Origin of the sequence: Bacillus sp. FJAT-52991 (genome assembly GCF_037201805.1) — a bacterium.
Lineage (GTDB): Bacteria > Bacillota > Bacilli > Bacillales > Domibacillaceae > Bacillus_CE > Bacillus_CE kandeliae.
The window spans coordinates 1,666,199-1,681,270 of the sequence record NZ_CP147404.1 but is presented as its reverse complement, the minus strand read 5'-3'; the positions used below and the strand labels follow the sequence as shown (position 1 = coordinate 1,681,270).

17 protein-coding genes are annotated in these 15,072 nt (G+C 37.8%); 6 read left to right on the top strand and 11 right to left on the bottom strand.

All coding sequences use genetic code 11. The annotated features are described in order from the left end of the window. Positions 1–13: 13 nt before the first annotated feature. Positions 14–1,432: a YfcC family protein gene (locus WDJ61_RS08530; RefSeq protein WP_338754448.1), complete on the bottom strand. Its 1,419-nt coding sequence runs from the start codon at positions 1,430–1,432 to the stop codon at positions 14–16. 241 nt (positions 1,433–1,673) lie between these two features. Next, positions 1,674–2,954, bottom strand: coding sequence for a hypothetical protein (locus tag WDJ61_RS08525; RefSeq protein WP_338754446.1), 1,281 nt, complete (start codon positions 2,952–2,954; stop codon positions 1,674–1,676). Between the two features lie 625 nt (positions 2,955–3,579). On the opposite strand from WDJ61_RS08525, the gene WDJ61_RS08520 reads away from it, so the two are divergent. The 3 genes from WDJ61_RS08520 to WDJ61_RS08510 are packed head-to-tail and all read left to right on the top strand — an operon-like array spanning position 3,580 to position 4,082. After that, a complete protein-coding gene (locus WDJ61_RS08520; RefSeq protein WP_198508054.1) occupies positions 3,580–3,744 on the top strand; it encodes a hypothetical protein in 165 nt (54 codons plus the stop codon). Then, positions 3,745–3,942 (top strand): DUF3813 domain-containing protein, encoded by a 198-nt coding sequence (locus WDJ61_RS08515; RefSeq protein WP_338754444.1) that lies wholly within the window; start codon positions 3,745–3,747, stop codon positions 3,940–3,942. A gap of 14 nt (positions 3,943–3,956) precedes the next feature. Then, positions 3,957–4,082 carry a small acid-soluble spore protein P gene (locus WDJ61_RS08510; RefSeq protein WP_338754443.1) on the top strand — a complete coding sequence of 42 codons (126 nt, stop codon included), beginning with the start codon at positions 3,957–3,959 and terminating at the stop codon, positions 4,080–4,082. A 33-nt stretch (positions 4,083–4,115) separates the two neighbouring features. Here the strand turns inward: WDJ61_RS08510 and WDJ61_RS08505 are convergent, their stop codons facing one another. The 5 genes from WDJ61_RS08505 to WDJ61_RS08485 form a co-directional block, all read right to left on the bottom strand. Continuing rightward, a complete protein-coding gene (locus WDJ61_RS08505) occupies positions 4,116–4,715 on the bottom strand; it encodes a response regulator transcription factor (protein ID WP_338754441.1) in 600 nt (199 codons plus the stop codon). Beyond that, positions 4,712–5,848 carry a sensor histidine kinase gene (locus WDJ61_RS08500; protein WP_338754439.1) on the bottom strand — a complete coding sequence of 379 codons (1,137 nt, stop codon included), beginning with the start codon at positions 5,846–5,848 and terminating at the stop codon, positions 4,712–4,714. The genes WDJ61_RS08505 and WDJ61_RS08500 overlap by 4 nt, the downstream gene beginning before the upstream one ends. Positions 5,849–5,994: 146 nt before the next feature. Beyond that, a complete protein-coding gene (locus WDJ61_RS08495) occupies positions 5,995–7,041 on the bottom strand; it encodes a fatty acid desaturase (protein ID WP_338754437.1) in 1,047 nt (348 codons plus the stop codon). A gap of 115 nt (positions 7,042–7,156) precedes the next feature. After that, a complete protein-coding gene (locus WDJ61_RS08490) occupies positions 7,157–7,540 on the bottom strand; it encodes a DUF5367 domain-containing protein (RefSeq protein ID WP_338754436.1) in 384 nt (127 codons plus the stop codon). Positions 7,541–7,552: 12 nt separating this feature from the next. Continuing rightward, positions 7,553–8,143 (bottom strand): TetR/AcrR family transcriptional regulator, encoded by a 591-nt coding sequence (locus WDJ61_RS08485; protein WP_338754435.1) that lies wholly within the window; start codon positions 8,141–8,143, stop codon positions 7,553–7,555. A 639-nt stretch (positions 8,144–8,782) separates the two neighbouring features. Here WDJ61_RS08485 and WDJ61_RS08480 point away from each other — a divergent pair. Then, entirely contained in the window at positions 8,783–10,261 is a 1,479-nt protein-coding gene (locus tag WDJ61_RS08480; protein WP_338754434.1) for an Lsa family ABC-F type ribosomal protection protein, read from the top strand. 386 nt (positions 10,262–10,647) lie between these two features. Here WDJ61_RS08480 and WDJ61_RS08475 read toward each other — a convergent pair whose 3' ends face one another. From WDJ61_RS08475 to modA, 3 genes are all read right to left on the bottom strand, one after another. Beyond that, positions 10,648–11,385 carry a MerR family transcriptional regulator gene (locus tag WDJ61_RS08475; protein ID WP_338754433.1) on the bottom strand — a complete coding sequence of 246 codons (738 nt, stop codon included), beginning with the start codon at positions 11,383–11,385 and terminating at the stop codon, positions 10,648–10,650. A gap of 135 nt (positions 11,386–11,520) precedes the next feature. Next, a complete protein-coding gene (modB, locus tag WDJ61_RS08470) occupies positions 11,521–12,177 on the bottom strand; it encodes a molybdate ABC transporter permease subunit (RefSeq protein ID WP_338754432.1) in 657 nt (218 codons plus the stop codon). 4 nt (positions 12,178–12,181) lie between these two features. Then, positions 12,182–12,979 (bottom strand): molybdate ABC transporter substrate-binding protein, encoded by a 798-nt coding sequence (modA, locus tag WDJ61_RS08465; RefSeq protein WP_338754431.1) that lies wholly within the window; start codon positions 12,977–12,979, stop codon positions 12,182–12,184. Positions 12,980–13,119: 140 nt separating this feature from the next. Here modA and WDJ61_RS08460 point away from each other — a divergent pair, with 140 nt between their 5' ends. Further along, positions 13,120–14,046, top strand: coding sequence for a helix-turn-helix transcriptional regulator (locus WDJ61_RS08460; protein WP_338754430.1), 927 nt, complete (start codon positions 13,120–13,122; stop codon positions 14,044–14,046). Positions 14,047–14,107: 61 nt separating this feature from the next. On the opposite strand, the gene WDJ61_RS08455 is transcribed toward WDJ61_RS08460, so the two are convergent. After that, positions 14,108–14,590 (bottom strand): DUF456 domain-containing protein, encoded by a 483-nt coding sequence (locus WDJ61_RS08455; protein ID WP_338754429.1) that lies wholly within the window; start codon positions 14,588–14,590, stop codon positions 14,108–14,110. A gap of 127 nt (positions 14,591–14,717) precedes the next feature. Here WDJ61_RS08455 and WDJ61_RS08450 point away from each other — a divergent pair, with 127 nt between their 5' ends. Continuing rightward, positions 14,718–15,026, top strand: coding sequence for a hypothetical protein (locus WDJ61_RS08450; RefSeq protein ID WP_338754427.1), 309 nt, complete (start codon positions 14,718–14,720; stop codon positions 15,024–15,026). The last annotated feature ends 46 nt before the right edge of the window (positions 15,027–15,072 follow it).

Below are 15,072 nucleotides of genomic sequence, written 5' to 3'. Positions count from 1 at the left end.
TCTCCTTTGTACATCAATGAAAGCCAATCAAATGGGCTATCGATACAAAGATCGCACCCAGAATATAATTAATGAGAATCAGCGGCCAAATCCACTTCATCCATTTAACCCAAGAAACACCAGCAAGTGCCAGACCTGCCATGAAATAACCGGATGTTGGGGTGAAAATGTTGGAAATGCCGTCACCAAATTGAAACGCTAATACGGCTGTTTGTCTTGTCACGCCCACTAAATCCGACAGTGGCGCCATAATCGGCATTGTTAAAGCAGCCTGGCCGCTTCCAGATGGCACAATAAAGTTAATGAAACATTGGACAATATACATTCCAAGAGCAGCTAACTGTGATGGCAATATCCCCACTACACCAGCAAGTGAATGAAGTATGGTATCCATGACCTTCCCATCCTGCAGAATGACGAGAATCCCGTAAGCCACACCGACAACCAGAGCTCCTAAGACAAGGACGGAACAGCCATCAATAAAGGACTCCGCCATTTTGCTGAATGACATTTTCGCTACTAACCCCATGGCAATGCCCATGATAATAAACAGGCCTGATATCTCTGGTAGGTACCAGCCGAACTTAATAACTCCGACCGCAAGTGTAATCAGTGAAAGAAGTAGGATGGCAAATGCTACTTTATGGGCACGGGTGAACTCTATTTTTTCCTGTGTCCCCAGGTTGCTTAGTACTTTTCCACTTTCTTCATGTACAAGACTAATTTCCGGGTTTTTCTTTACCTTTTTCGCATAGCGCATGACATACCAAATGTTGATGGATAAGAAGATCGCCCAAAAAACAATTCGTAATGAAAGGCCTGAGAATATCGGCAGCTCGGCAATTCCCTGGGCCACACCGACTGTAAAGGGATTCATGAAGGCGGCAGTAAAGCCAGCCGATGTTCCTAAGAGCACAATCGCCGCTCCTACCATAGAATCAAAGCCAAGCATAATGACTAACGGCACAATAATGGTGATATATGGAATTGTTTCCTCCGCAAGACCCAGCATAGCGCCGCCAAGTGCGAAGAATATCATCAACACTGGAATCAGGAAATGTTCCTTCCCCTCCAGTTTTCCGGAAATGGAGTGCACCGCCCCTTCAATCGCTCCGGTCGCCCTTAAGATACCGAATGTCCCGCCAACAATAAAAATATAAAAAATGATGCTGGCAGATGACACCATCCCTTTATGAATCGATTCAAAGATGGCTAGAAAGGATGCAGGGGAACTATTGACAATATGGTAGCTACCATCGACTACAATCGTTCTACCGTCCTGCTCCACCTGATCGTACTCACCTGCTGGAATAAAATAAGTACTGATCGCTGCAATAATGATAACGGCAAATAAAATGACAAATACATGTGGGACGTTCCACTTTTTTTGCTGTTGGATCCCTGGGGTTACGGTTTCTGCATTGGATAACATGTGGTTCTCTCCTTTTTTATTGGCTGGGATTTTTGTGAGATGTCGGTAATACGTCGGTTTAAGGAATGGGTAATTGTCTGTTTGTCGTTAATGTGTCGCTTTTAGTTAGATGAACTCCTTTCTACCCTCATTTACAACTCTCTCCTCGGGTTTATTTTTGAATATTTAGAATTTTAAAATTATTATAATTCTACATTTATGCTCTGTCAATATAAAAAATAGCATCCTACTAAATAGGAAGCTATTTTAGTTGAAATGTATAAATGGACCGGGGCCTTCCATGCTCGTACAGCTGCTCTTCTCCGATTTTAAAAACTAAGTGTTGTTCTATTAGCTTTTTTAACAGTCTTTCAGCTGAACGCCTTGTCACCGAAAAATTCTCTGCCAGATCCTCTGTTGTAAACTGATTGATAGGCAGGCTGTCGACAAAGGACATGAATTGATTGAACTTCGCGACACTCATCCCCGCTTTTTTTGCCAGGTTCTGAATATTTTTATCATAGCTGTTTAAACGATATTCCTTGCTCTCCTTTTCCCCTAACGGTCCAATGATTGTTTCATTATCCGTTACAATGAACGCAATGTTTAGGCCGGCATACTTTTCCGTCCTCGATAATGCCACTTTAGCATTGCGCTTTGCTTCATTGGAAGTAAGCCCAAATCCGATGCCCAGCTTAATGTTCTTTTTCAAAAAATGTTTGATCGGGAATAGCTTAAAGTGGTTCGTTGCCCGCTCAATTCTCCCTCTTGTACTATAAAAAATACATAACCCGTCATCGAGATATTGGGTGGAACACTTAAACTCGGCATCTACATCATTCATAATCTTCTGGATGATATCGGTGGTGAGATGCGTTGACTCTAGCAAAATATAGCCCACCGCCATCTGGGACTGCTTTGTTTGATAGATGTTTGATTGGACCACTGCTTCTTCAATCGCTTCTAAAATATTCTTTTTCGGGTCAGTCATTTTCCGGCAAGGAATCCCCTTTGCCTGAAGGGCATCATAGACCGCATGAATACTGGTTAAGGTGATATCGACCCTCTTTTTACGATGAAGTTCCTCATGATAGTTCAAAATCTTACTAGTCGAAAAATGAGGTGTTTCCTTGTTAAAAATAAAGGGATAATCAATGATTGGCACATTCTTGGGACTGAGTTGAATATCATCCAAACATTGCAGCAGGATGGACTGATCCGGCAAATCAATCGAAATCCGATCAAGCGGGTAACCCTCATTGTGCAGTAATTGGAAAATAGAAATCGTCAGCATATATTCATTAATGGGGATATAAACACATGGCTTTTTATAGGCCTTTAATGGGTCCTGCGCGAAATAATAAGGCAGCAATCCTGAAAAAAGCAGTACATCACAAAAGAAGGCCTGATCAAGGTGGTAAATGACTTCTTCCGGTTTTTGATAAATAAATGGTGTAATCAAAATATCCGTCAAGTCTTTGGTATATTCCTGCACCTGCTTCACCATCGCCGCAGAACCAAAAAATGCAATTTGTGTTGGCATCGTGCTATCCCCCCTTTTTTGCTAAATTAGATTATTCATATTCTACCTTTTTTAGGTGCGGAAAACAAATTAGAAAATTCGGAGAGTGAAGATTCATTTGCAGTATGATCGCTATATCCCCTTTTTATTAGGGGGTTCCACCCTATACCCATCAAGCTAAGGAAAGGGATTTCCCCCAAAATGAAAAAACGGTATTCTTTCAGGAAAATACTTGAAAGGGATGATCACTTTTGAACTTGTATGAAGCCTTACTTCCCCTATTCCACTTGCTACAGATAATATTTTACATTTTCGATTCCCTCATAAAATAACGGTGCGCCATTCAGCGCACCGTCATTATGCAAGAAATTCAAATGGTTTTTACAACATGTACCTGCTCTCCGACAAACACCTCATTTACATGATGATGTATAGCGAGATTCCCGAATCTGGGTTAGTACGATATTTGTCCAAAGCCATCACCCCATTTGGAGTTTTTCGTCCCTTGCCTTATTTATAATAGCCACTTTGTTCAATGTCTATACATCACAAACAAAAATTTTTTTGCTAATAATCCATGGATTTAGAGTCACAATAATGATGACACAGAAATTTTCTGTGAACTCATTATTCGGAGGGATTCATAATGGGGAAAAACAGCAAATCGAAACGTTTTGTCCAACAAGGAAAGGATGCCGTTTCTAAGCATGATGAACGCTTCCCTTATCGGACAACCTTCTCGGAATCAGAAGCTCGTTATACAAATGAACAGACAGAAGAAAACCCTGACCTAACGCTTGGAGGGTTTTAAATGGGGCAAAAGCTCTTCCGAGAAGCTAAGCGATTTGTTAATCAAGCACTGACTGATTCAACGGAAGAAAATATCGCTATTGCGAAAAACAGTCTCGTCTCAGCCTTTGCGAATTCCACATTAGCCCAGCAAGAACATTTAAGTCAAATGCAAGAAGAATTAAGACAAGTTGAACATGACGGTCACCAAACCATGTAAAGGGGCGAAGAACGATGACGAAAAGTGCCTCAAAATCAGAGAAAACAGAAGCTACTCAACCTCAACCATTAAGTGGCTCCCACAAAGTGAAAAACAAAAATCATTCTCGACAGAAGAAGCATAGTAGCCACGATATGTAGAAAAGGGACGGTATAAATTTACCGTCCCTTCTTTCATTTAAACCAGCCCTTCTTCTTCGATTGGGAGATCGCTTCAATTCGATTTTTCACTTCTAGCTTATCGAAAATGGTGGAAATATAATTCCGCACAGTTCCTGTCGTAATATGAAGATCGGTAGCAATTTCTTTTGTACTTTTCCCATCAGCCACAAGAGCTAAGACATCCTTCTCTCTCTCTGTTAAAGGGTTCTCTTCACTATAAAAATCATCCATTAGTTCTGGTGCATATATTCGACTGCCCGCCATAATGCTTCGAATCGAGCTAGCTAACTCTTCGCTTGGACTATCCTTCAATAAATAGCCGCTCACCTTTGCTTTTAACGCTCGTTGAAAATAGCCCGTTCGAGCAAACGTCGTTAAAATAATCACTTTGCAGCCTAGACCTTTTAGCTCTTCTGCTGCCTCTAGTCCACTTTTTCCTGGCATTTCGATGTCCATAATACATACATCCGGCTTTAATTGTTGAACAAGAGTGATCGCTTCTTCCCCATTAGCTGCTTGTCCAATCACTTCCATGTCTTCTTCTAAATTGAGCAAGGAACCTAAGGCCCCTAACAGCATCCGCTGATCTTCAGCAATCACTATTCGAATCATTTAAGTTCCTCCTTCTCCCGCTGCCTAATGTGGTTGGGGATCTTCATGATCAACGTGGTTCCATGATCATTTACGACTTCTAATGTCCCATTCACAAACTCTAGACGCTCTCTCATCCCTAACAATCCACTGCCTTTCCCAAGACTAGTTTCTTCTTCAAAGCCAACTCCATCATCTTGAATGAATAAGCGAACATCATCCGCCGTTTGTTCCACTCGAATGTGACAAGTAGAGGCATGACTGTGCTTTACAATATTGGTGACCGCTTCTTTCATACACATACTTAATATATTTTCTAAAAACAAAGACACATTTGTTAATTTCAATTCGGGTTCACTGATTAATTCAATTTGAGCGGCCTTTAAAATCTGTTTCACCAGAATTATTTCCTCTGATAAGCGCGTGCCGCGCATCGATGAGACCATTTTTCTCACCTCTTTTAACGCGGTTCGAGCCGTTTGTTGAACATCTGTCATTTCACTGCGAGCTTGCTCAGGATTCTTAAATACTAATTTTTGAGCTAAGTCACTCTTCAATCCAATTAACGAAAGCTTTTGTCCTAATGTATCATGCAAATCTCGGGCAATTCTTTGCCGCTCTTCTTGTTTGACCAGTTCTGAAATTCGATCATTAGCATCCTTCAATTTCACTTCAAGCTCTTCTTGCTTTTTCTTATTATAAATATTAAATGGAAGGAGGATCACACTAATCCAAATAATGATAATAAACGGCAACTGAGATAAAAATAATTCATCTTTCAAAACGATATTATAGTTAATAGAAATCGTCGTAGCCACGAGATGAATGACATATAACGTGATAAAGGCCCCACGTTTTTTGATATGCCCGTTATAATAAGCAATATAAAAAGCAAAATACACAAATTGAAACAAAATGGTCATCGTGGTCGATATCGTAATCAGAGCAAACGACCATAAATAGACAGGCCAATTGTTAGAAATAAAAGCGAACCGTAAAGATACAAAAAACAAAACCGTTAAGATAATCCCAACAATCATTTCAACCGTCGAAGAAGATTGAAAAATAAAATAAAAAGGAAGAAAGCTCAAAATACTCCATATATAAGGGGACGTTCCAGATCCTTTTTGAAAAATCTTCAATCGTTTAAACATGCTTAAACCCTCATTCAATCGTTTCACATCATTTCATCTATTATTTTACCATATCTTCCTAACTAACAGCCAAAAAAACCATGTATCCTCACTATAACGAAATAGGTTAAAAGAGGAAAGACACATGGTTTTTATGAATGAAGTGTTTATTTTTGTTTAACAGGAACAGACATATACACCTGTTTCTTATTCCGATTCTTAGCATATTGTTTTAATTCTTTAAAACCGATAAATTGATCATTTTTGTCATCCCATAAACGGAATTTCAACGATGTTAAACTTGTCGCTAGCGTAACCGTTGGGACGTTTTGTAAAGGTTCCGTTTGGCTATGAGCAGCTTCAAGCTTATAGTTCGGAATTCTTGGGCTTAAATGATGAACATGATGGAATCCGATATTTCCTGTCAACCATTGTAGCGGTTTTGGAAGCTTGTAGAAAGAACTTCCCTCTACTGCCGCTTTCACATAATCCCAATGCTTATCTTCTTCAAAGTAAGAATCCTCAAACGTATGTTGTACATAAAACAACCATACACCTACAGCTCCTGCAATTAAAAAGATCGGCGCTTCAACTAAAAGGAAGGCTTTCCAACCTATTGTCCAGCAAAGAAGAGCGATAATTGAAACGATTGCTACATTCGTTAAATACGTATTTAGTTTTTCTTTCTTCCTAGCACCTTTTCTGTTAAAACGATTCGTAATCAAAAATACATAAGTCGGCCCAACCCCAAACATCACAAGTGGGCTGCGATACAAACGATACGCAATACGACGCCATAGTGGAGCTTCTAAATATTCATCCACCGTTAACATCCAAATGTCTCCCGTTCCGCGCTTATCTAAATTACCGCTCGTTGCGTGGTGGACCGAGTGACTATGTTGCCATTGGTAAAATGGGAAAAAGGTCAATATGCCGGTAATCGTACCAACAATTTGATTCGCTTTCCGATTTTTGAAAAAGGAATTGTGAGTACAATCATGAAAAATGATAAAAACCCTTGTCATCAAAAAAGCACCAATTGTCGCAAAAGCTAACGTAAGAAAATATGAAATCTCAAGACTTTGGTAAGCCAAAATCCATGTGAGAATAAAAGGAACGATCGTGTTGAACAATTGTCGTACACTATCTTTTGTACTCGACTTTTCAAACGGAGCTATTTGTTTCCTTAATTGTTTTTGTTGTTGAATCGTCATGTTTTTCCCCTTCTTTCATTGATACCATCATTATAAAGAAGGGAAATAATCTTTTGCAGTAGCACCCGTCATATACAGAGTATGATAAATGTCATGTCCCATGGAAAAAGCTAGACTAGACGCGGACTCCCACCTGATTATTTTTTATGATTCCAGTCATCAAAATAAAAGAGTAGGCCCACAATAGCCAAGAAGCAAAATAACGATCCGTATAAACAGGTAAATTCACAAACACATGATCAAAATAGACTAAAACTAGAGAGTCAATAAGCATTCCAGGGAGTGCAATGCAAATAGCGGCCAACAATCGCTCTTTCCCCTGTACTTTTTTCCAACGATAAATTGGCAATGTGACAAGGAAAATGCATGGAATCACCAAAATATACGAAATGATCATCAAAATGATAGGATCCGTAACGAAAAAAATTTGTCCTAAAAATCGAAAAAATAAACTAGCCCCTAACCAAACAAGAAATCCCCAAAATAAGAAAAATCGCATAGCTTTCCTCTCCTATGATGTTTTATTGTTAGATAGCTGACTTAATCCTATAAACAATTGCTCCAACTCTTCAAAAAATGTTTCAACTTGAAAATTTTCTAACATCAAATTTTGGATTGCTAACCCATCTACCAATGCATTAAAAAATATCCCCCACGTCTCAAGTGACACCCCGTCAATGGGCGAATGTTGCCACACTTTGGATAAACTTTGAGACAAAGCCTGATTCTCTGCTTGCAAAATCTCAGCCAGTTGTTCTCTAATCTTTTCATTTTTAAATCCTGCAACGGTTAACGTGAAGAATAATTGATGGAAAAATGCATCATTCGAACAGCGGCTTTTTGCTGACTCTAAAGCATGTTTGATCATATCTTTATGGTCTTGCTGCTGTGCGATATCATTCCAAGAACGATCACAAATGTCTTTTACTACATCTAGCAGTAGTTGTTCTTTTGTACGAAAATGGTAATAAACTGTTCCTTGTGTCACTCCAGCTTCTTCTGCAACAGCTTTTAAAGTGAATTTTTCAATCCCCTTTTCAACTAAGCACACTTTAGCCGCATCGATTAACACTTGCTTATTAATAATATTGGGTCTAGCCACTTAATCACTCCTTTAAGTTATTCAACTAACTAACTTAATGTTAAGTTAACATCTTTTGTTATTTTTTTCAAGAGATTTAAACCGGTGTGGGTTTGAAATAAAGTCACGATGTTTGTAATATACATTGTTGATTTTAAAGAAGTAGTTAGCAGTAATTGGAGGTAAAGACGATTGTCATATTGCATTCCATAAAAAAGAATGTTACTCTAAAAATAGAATTATGAGAGGACTGATGGATGAATAATGATTAACTAATCTATATTTAAATTTGAAATTAATAACTTCAAACTACAAAATATAGGGTTAGTCTATCCATTTTTATAAATTAGTTCATACTTTATTTATCATGATTCCAATGATTAATAAGAACTTATTAAGTATAAGTGAAATACTAATCCTTCCGATTACAAATTGGGAGGATTTTTTTATTCTCTTATAGGTAAGTTGATATTTATTAATCCGTAACTGTAACCTAACAAATAAAGGAGAGAGAAAAATGAGTAATTCAGACACTATTGTTACACATGTGATGCTCTATATAAGTCGTTAATATCCATCAAACTTATATGGAGGAATTAAAAAATTGATGGATATTCCGACTTTATATGAAAAGTGTTGATATATAAAGGAGGAATTATTATGTCAATGATAAAAGTTCAAGACTTAACTTTTTCATACCCAGGTAGCTTTGATAATATTTTTGAAGGTGTAAACTTTCAAATAGATACAGATTGGAAACTAGGGTTTATTGGTAGAAACGGACGAGGTAAAACAACATTCTTTAATTTATTATTAGGGAATTATGAGTATAGTGGGAAAATCATTTCTTCTGTAGAATTTAATTATTTCCCTTACCCAGTTTCGGATAAAAACAAGTATACTCATGAAATTTTTGAAGAAATTTGCCCCCAAGCAGAAGATTGGGAATTTCTTCGTGAAATATCCTATCTAAATGTTGATGCCGAGGTCATGTATCGACCATTTAAAACATTATCAAATGGAGAACAAACAAAGGTGTTGCTTGCTGCACTTTTTTTGACTGAGGGTCAATTTCTTTTAATTGATGAGCCAACCAATCATCTAGACACTGATGCACGAAAGACGGTCTCTGATTATCTAAGGAAGAAAAAAGGGTTTATTTTAATTTCACATGACAGAACCTTTTTAGATGGATGCGTTGACCATATCTTATCTATAAATAGAGCAAATATTGAAGTTCAAAGTGGTAACTATTCTTCTTGGAAGTTAAATTTTGATAGACAGCAGGAACACGAAGAGGCAACAAATCAGCGTCTACAAAAAGACATAGGGAGATTAAAACAGTCTTCAAAGCGTTCAGCAGGTTGGTCTAATCAAGTGGAAGCTTCCAAAAATGGGACAACGAATTCTGGATCTAAGTTGGATAAGGGTTTTGTAGGACATAAAGCGGCAAAGATGATGAAGAGAGCAAAGAACCTTGACTCAAGGCAACAAAAAGCTATTGAGGAGAAGTCAAAACTACTAAAAAATGTAGAAAAAACTGAATCATTAAAATTAGAACCATTGGAATTTCATTCAAATGAATTGATTGTTTTGGCTGATGTGTCTGTTAAGTACGATGACCAAATAGTGAATAAGCCAATTAGCTTTAAAGTTGAACAAGGTGACCGAATTGTACTTGATGGAAAGAATGGAAGCGGGAAAAGTAGTATCCTAAAACTAATTCTAGGAAATCCGATACAGCATACAGGCTCAATAAATTTAGGTTCAGGCCTCATTATTTCCTATGTCCAACAAGATACTTCTCATTTGAAGGGACGGTTATCGGACTTTATTGAAGAGCATGAGATTGATGAAACGTTATTTAAATCCATCCTACGTAAGATGGATTTTGACCGAATTCAATTTGAGAAAGATATATCTCATTATTCTGGTGGACAAAAGAAAAAGCTGCTTATAGCCAAAAGTTTATGTGAAAAAGCTCATTTATATATTTGGGATGAACCGTTAAATTTTATTGATATTTATTCGCGCATACAGATTGAAGAGCTTATTCAAAGATTTAACCCCACAATGGTTATTGTTGAGCATGATCAGACATTTCAACAAACAGTTGCAACAAAAACTATATCTATATAGTTCAAAGTGAATGATTGAAGATATAATCAGTAAATCAAGTCATTAAACTATAGGGCGCTTTAATGGAGTGATGAAAAAAGCCTAATTTCTCTATAATAAATTGAGAAATTAGGCTTTTTCATAGGAAAAATAGGATACATATTAACAGGTATTGTAGTTGAACAAGCAATACAATAAATGATTAAACTTATTTATAAAAAATAATTCGTTAGAATATTTTAAGAGCAAGTTTTGATCAATCTTTTTTCAAAACACGCTCTTTCTTTTTGTTCTTTTATCAAGGTCATTTGCATTAATTTGAACAAATTCTATTCTAAAACAACAACCGGCAGAACGATTCTACTGGTTTAATCCCTTAGATTAATTTTACATAATAAAATTATAGTTTATTTATTATGATCGGCATAAAAAGCCATGGCGTCACGCATAAATTTAGCTAAACCCTCACCATACTTGTCAATATTCTTCGTAAATCGCTCATCATCCACGTACATTTGCCCTAATCCTTTAAAGGCTTCAAGCGAGTAGTGACCCATTATATTCAAAAAGTCATACCATTCTTTAATCGCTTCTTGTGCTTCCTTAGATGCTGGAGAGTGTTGACGAAGAACCGCAAGCTTTTTATAGATCGTATCCCACTCATTTTCCATTTCCTTTTGTTCATCCTTTGTCATTTTTCCTATTTTCTCTTTAGATTGTTCAACCGCTTGATCCCCCCAACGTTCTCGTGCTTCTTGTTCGTATGGATTATCGCTAAAATCAAATCCTGCAAATTTTTCTTTGTTTGACATGTCAATTTCCCCTTTCATATGTTGAATCGTTTGATCAATCGTTCCAAGCATTCGATCTATTCTCCGCCGTTTCTCAAGCAGCATTTTTCGATGTAGCTGCAAAGCCTCTTCCCGATCAAATGAAGGATTGTTAATCATTTCCTTAATGTTCTTTAAAGGGAAGTCTAGCTCTCTGAAAAATAATATTTGCTGCAAGGTCTCTAGATTATCGTTGGAATACAGGCGATAACCTGCTTCTGTTATCTCATCAGGAACTAATAACCCAATTTCATCATAATGATGAAGTGTACGCACACTAATGCCAACTAAATCTGCGACTTCTTTGACTCTCATTACTTGTTAGCCTCCCTTCACTATTCACAATAAAGTATGACGTAACGTTAGAGTCAACTGGAATAATAAAAATTTTTTTAGCCAATGAAAAAAGCCGCTTCGATGTTATTCATCGAAACGGGCTTAATATTTTCTTCATGATTTCATTAAATGCACACAAAGCAATAACAAAAACGAAAGGCTAATCATACAAACCACCCACATCCAAGCCATTTCCATATTCCCAGAATCAATGGCAATGTAAATGGCTAGGGGGGTTGTTTGAGTTTTCCCCGGGAGATTCCCAGCAAACATTAAAGTCGCTCCAAATTCCCCCAACGCTCTAGTAAAACTTAAGATCCCGCCTGAGATGATGGCTTTTAGGGATAGTGGAATCGAAATAAACCAAAAAATTTCCCACTCATTAGCCCCATCTACACGAGCCGCATCTTCTATATTATGATCAATCGCTTCAAATCCTGTTTTAGCCGATTGATACATTAACGGAAAGGCAACGACAGTCGAAGCAATGACAGCCGCCCACCAGGTAAACATCACGGGTTGGTGAAAGAACCACTCGATGGCTTGTCCGATCACACTATTTTTTCCGAACAAAACAATTAACAAAAAGCCGACGACAGTAGGTGGCAGAACTAAAGGCAATAGCAAAATGGTTTCAAAGACCACTTTCCCTTTAAATGACCGATTGGCCATAATTCTCCCCAATAATGTCCCTGCCACTAAAACAATGAAGCCGGAGACCAATGCAATTTCAATGGAGAGCTTGACCGGTGACCAAAAATCGGCTGCCATCGGATTAATTTACTCCTTTAAAACCATACTTTTTAAACGTCTCCATTGATGTTGGATCTTGAAGATACTCATAGAATTGTTGGGCTTCCTCTTGATGAGAACTGTCTTTAATGATTCCTACCGGATAAATGATCGGTGTATGCAGTTCTTCTTTAGCTGTGGCTGCGACATCTACTTTCGTTGAAACCATCGCGTCGGTTTTATACACTATTCCTGCATCCACATTGCCCGTTTCTACATATGTAAGCACTTGGCGAACATCTTTGGCGTAAACGATGTTCTGTTCAACGTCTTTCCACACTTGTAAGTTTTCTAAAGCTTCCTTGGCATATTGTCCAGCAGGTACTGATTCTGGTGTACCAATAGACAGCTTCTCCGCTTTCTTCAGATCTTCAAATGTTTGAATGCCTTTATCCGCATCTTTTGGAACAACTAATACTAATTCATTGGCAAGAAGGTCCGTTCCCTTCTCCTTCTCAATCTTTCCTTCTGCCACTAATTGATCAAATTTATCCTCCGCTGCGGAGAAAAAGAGGTCAACCGGTGCACCTTGAGAAATTTGTTGCTGCAGTGCACCTGAACTCCCAAAATTGTAAACAATCTTTACATTAGGATGTTCCTTTTCATAAGAGGCCTTAATCTCATTTAATGCCTCTTGTAAACTAACAGCTGCAGAAATTGTTAATTCTACCTGCTCTTGCTTTCCTTCTTCTTTATTTTTATTTTCTTCCTGAGAAGAACATCCGGATGCGATGCCAAACATCAGCATCATTAAAATGATGAGACCATAAAATTTTTTCATTCTTTTCTTCCTTCCATACTAATTATAACAAACCATAACTAATTATAATTAGTTATAACAAAAAAGGAAATGCTTAATAAAAAACTCTTTGTGACAAAGCACTGACGAATGAGATAATATAAAGGGATGGAGGGATTGGCATGTCAAAAGAGCTTTCCTATACGATTGAGGAAGTCGCACAGTTATTAAAGGTATCAAAACTTACTATATATGATCTTGTAAAAAAAGGGGAATTACCTGTGTTCCGTGTGGGCAGACAAATGCGAATGCAGGCTAACGATTTGGAGATGTACATCAACAAACAGAAAACTACGGCATCTCCAAGCTCTGAGATGGATCTTCCTAGACCGCAAACAAAGGACACCGCAACGATTGTCATTAGTGGACAAGATCTTGTTCTTGACATACTTGGCAAACATATTGAAAAAAACTCTCATTATAAAGCGCTGCGTTCTAATACCGGAAGCTTTAATAGCTTGATCTCTATGTACAATGGAGAATGTGATATCGTTAGTTTACATATGTTTGATGGGGATACAGGTGAATACAATTTTCCTTATGTAAAAAAGATATTAGTTAGTCACCCTTATATTTTATTAAACTTGGTCTCGAGAAAAGCTGGCTTTTATGTTCCAAAGGGGAACCCTTTAAACATCACGTCTTGGACCGATTTGAATCAAGAACATGTGACGATCATGAATCGAGAAAAAGGATCAGGAGCAAGAATTCTTCTCGATGAACAGCTTCGCATCCATCAAATCTCTCCTTCAGAAATTAGAGGGTATGAAAGAGAAGAAACGAATCATCTCGGTGTCGCTTCTGCGGTTTCTGCAGGCGTAGCTGATGTAGGAGTAGGCATTGAAAAAACGGCAAAAATCGTCGACGTCGATTTTGTTCCGTTAATTACTGAACGATACGATATCGTCATCTTAAAAACACCAGAAAACAAACAACTGATCGACAAAGCAAAGGATATCCTAACATCTACATCTTTTCATTCAGAAATCCACTCACTAGGAGATTATGACTACTCACAAACAGGCTCTATCGTTTATGAGACGTTTTAATGAGAAGTACTGAAAAAACGTCCTCCACAGGAAGGACGTTTTTGTCAGGACTAATCGTGTGTTAAAGGATCACTTCAACAATAAACCAACCGATCATAATCGCTTGAATTAATACTTTTGCAAGGGTGCCGCTTAAAAAGCCGACAAACGTCGCATACCCGACAGTGAATGCTTTTTTGACATCTTTTAAAATGATCAGCTCAGTGATAAGCACAGCTACAAATGGAACGATCAGAATACCAAAAGGCGGCATGATAAAGGACCCTACGATGACGGCAATAGCGGCCACCCATTCTCCCCATTTTGATCCCCCGTATTTCTTGACAAAATAATTGTTAGCAAGCATATCTGCCACAAATATTAACGCCGTAAATAGCCCCATGGCTAACCAAAAAACAATGGACAATTCATCATTACTAATCCCAAAATAATAGAGAAGAAATCCGCCCCATAGAACTAAGACGGAAGGAATGATCGGAAAAATCAGCCCAACGAAACTAGTGACAAATAATAGGACAATGCCAATCCAAATAGCGATAGTCATAAAGTAGCTCCTTTCTGTTCAGCCATCAAAGAATACGTTTGATAACTAGTTCTATCCTTATATACGGATGGACATCCATAATAGTTCCCACTAAAATGAAAAAATAAAGTATTAAGGAGACGTAATGATGAATCAAAAAGAATTAGAAAAACAAATCATAGAAAATTATCAACGTGATGAGCAAATGATGATCTTGGTATTTGCTCAGTGGTGTGTGAATTATGACCTTGACCCGGCAGAGCTATATGGGCGTGCTTATCCTCAACAAACGGCCAATCCAGCCTTACAACAAGCCGTGGATTTAACCGTACCAAAAGAAGAAGCGGGCGACATTCACGATGACACTTTACTAAATGTTCTTTCATTATTCGGAAACGAGGAGCTTGCGTTTATTGTCAGTGAGGAAATCGCTTCTCGACAAAAAAATAAGATCTAACAGTACCATTGTAGTCTATGTAGCGGCTGTCTCGTAAAGAAGTGAT

Excerpts from the sequence above, each read along its gene's own strand:
- WDJ61_RS08530 (WP_338754448.1), bottom strand. The coding sequence starts at position 1,432 with ATGTTATCCAATGCAGAAACCGTAACCCCAGGGATCCAACAGCAAAAA.
- WDJ61_RS08525 (WP_338754446.1), bottom strand. The coding sequence starts at position 2,954 with ATGCCAACACAAATTGCATTTTTTGGTTCTGCGGCGATGGTGAAGCAG.
- WDJ61_RS08520 (WP_198508054.1), top strand. The coding sequence starts at position 3,580 with ATGGGGAAAAACAGCAAATCGAAACGTTTTGTCCAACAAGGAAAGGAT.
- WDJ61_RS08515 (WP_338754444.1), top strand. The coding sequence starts at position 3,745 with ATGGGGCAAAAGCTCTTCCGAGAAGCTAAGCGATTTGTTAATCAAGCA.
- WDJ61_RS08510 (WP_338754443.1), top strand. The coding sequence starts at position 3,957 with ATGACGAAAAGTGCCTCAAAATCAGAGAAAACAGAAGCTACTCAACCT.
- WDJ61_RS08505 (WP_338754441.1), bottom strand. The coding sequence starts at position 4,715 with ATGATTCGAATAGTGATTGCTGAAGATCAGCGGATGCTGTTAGGGGCC.
- WDJ61_RS08500 (WP_338754439.1), bottom strand. The coding sequence starts at position 5,848 with ATGTTTAAACGATTGAAGATTTTTCAAAAAGGATCTGGAACGTCCCCT.
- WDJ61_RS08495 (WP_338754437.1), bottom strand. The coding sequence starts at position 7,041 with ATGACGATTCAACAACAAAAACAATTAAGGAAACAAATAGCTCCGTTT.
- WDJ61_RS08490 (WP_338754436.1), bottom strand. The coding sequence starts at position 7,540 with ATGCGATTTTTCTTATTTTGGGGATTTCTTGTTTGGTTAGGGGCTAGT.
- WDJ61_RS08480 (WP_338754434.1), top strand. The coding sequence starts at position 8,783 with ATGTCAATGATAAAAGTTCAAGACTTAACTTTTTCATACCCAGGTAGC.
- WDJ61_RS08475 (WP_338754433.1), bottom strand. The coding sequence starts at position 11,385 with ATGAGAGTCAAAGAAGTCGCAGATTTAGTTGGCATTAGTGTGCGTACA.
- modB (WP_338754432.1), bottom strand. The coding sequence starts at position 12,177 with ATGGCAGCCGATTTTTGGTCACCGGTCAAGCTCTCCATTGAAATTGCA.
- modA (WP_338754431.1), bottom strand. The coding sequence starts at position 12,979 with ATGAAAAAATTTTATGGTCTCATCATTTTAATGATGCTGATGTTTGGC.
- WDJ61_RS08460 (WP_338754430.1), top strand. The coding sequence starts at position 13,120 with ATGTCAAAAGAGCTTTCCTATACGATTGAGGAAGTCGCACAGTTATTA.
- WDJ61_RS08455 (WP_338754429.1), bottom strand. The coding sequence starts at position 14,590 with ATGACTATCGCTATTTGGATTGGCATTGTCCTATTATTTGTCACTAGT.
- WDJ61_RS08450 (WP_338754427.1), top strand. The coding sequence starts at position 14,718 with ATGAATCAAAAAGAATTAGAAAAACAAATCATAGAAAATTATCAACGT.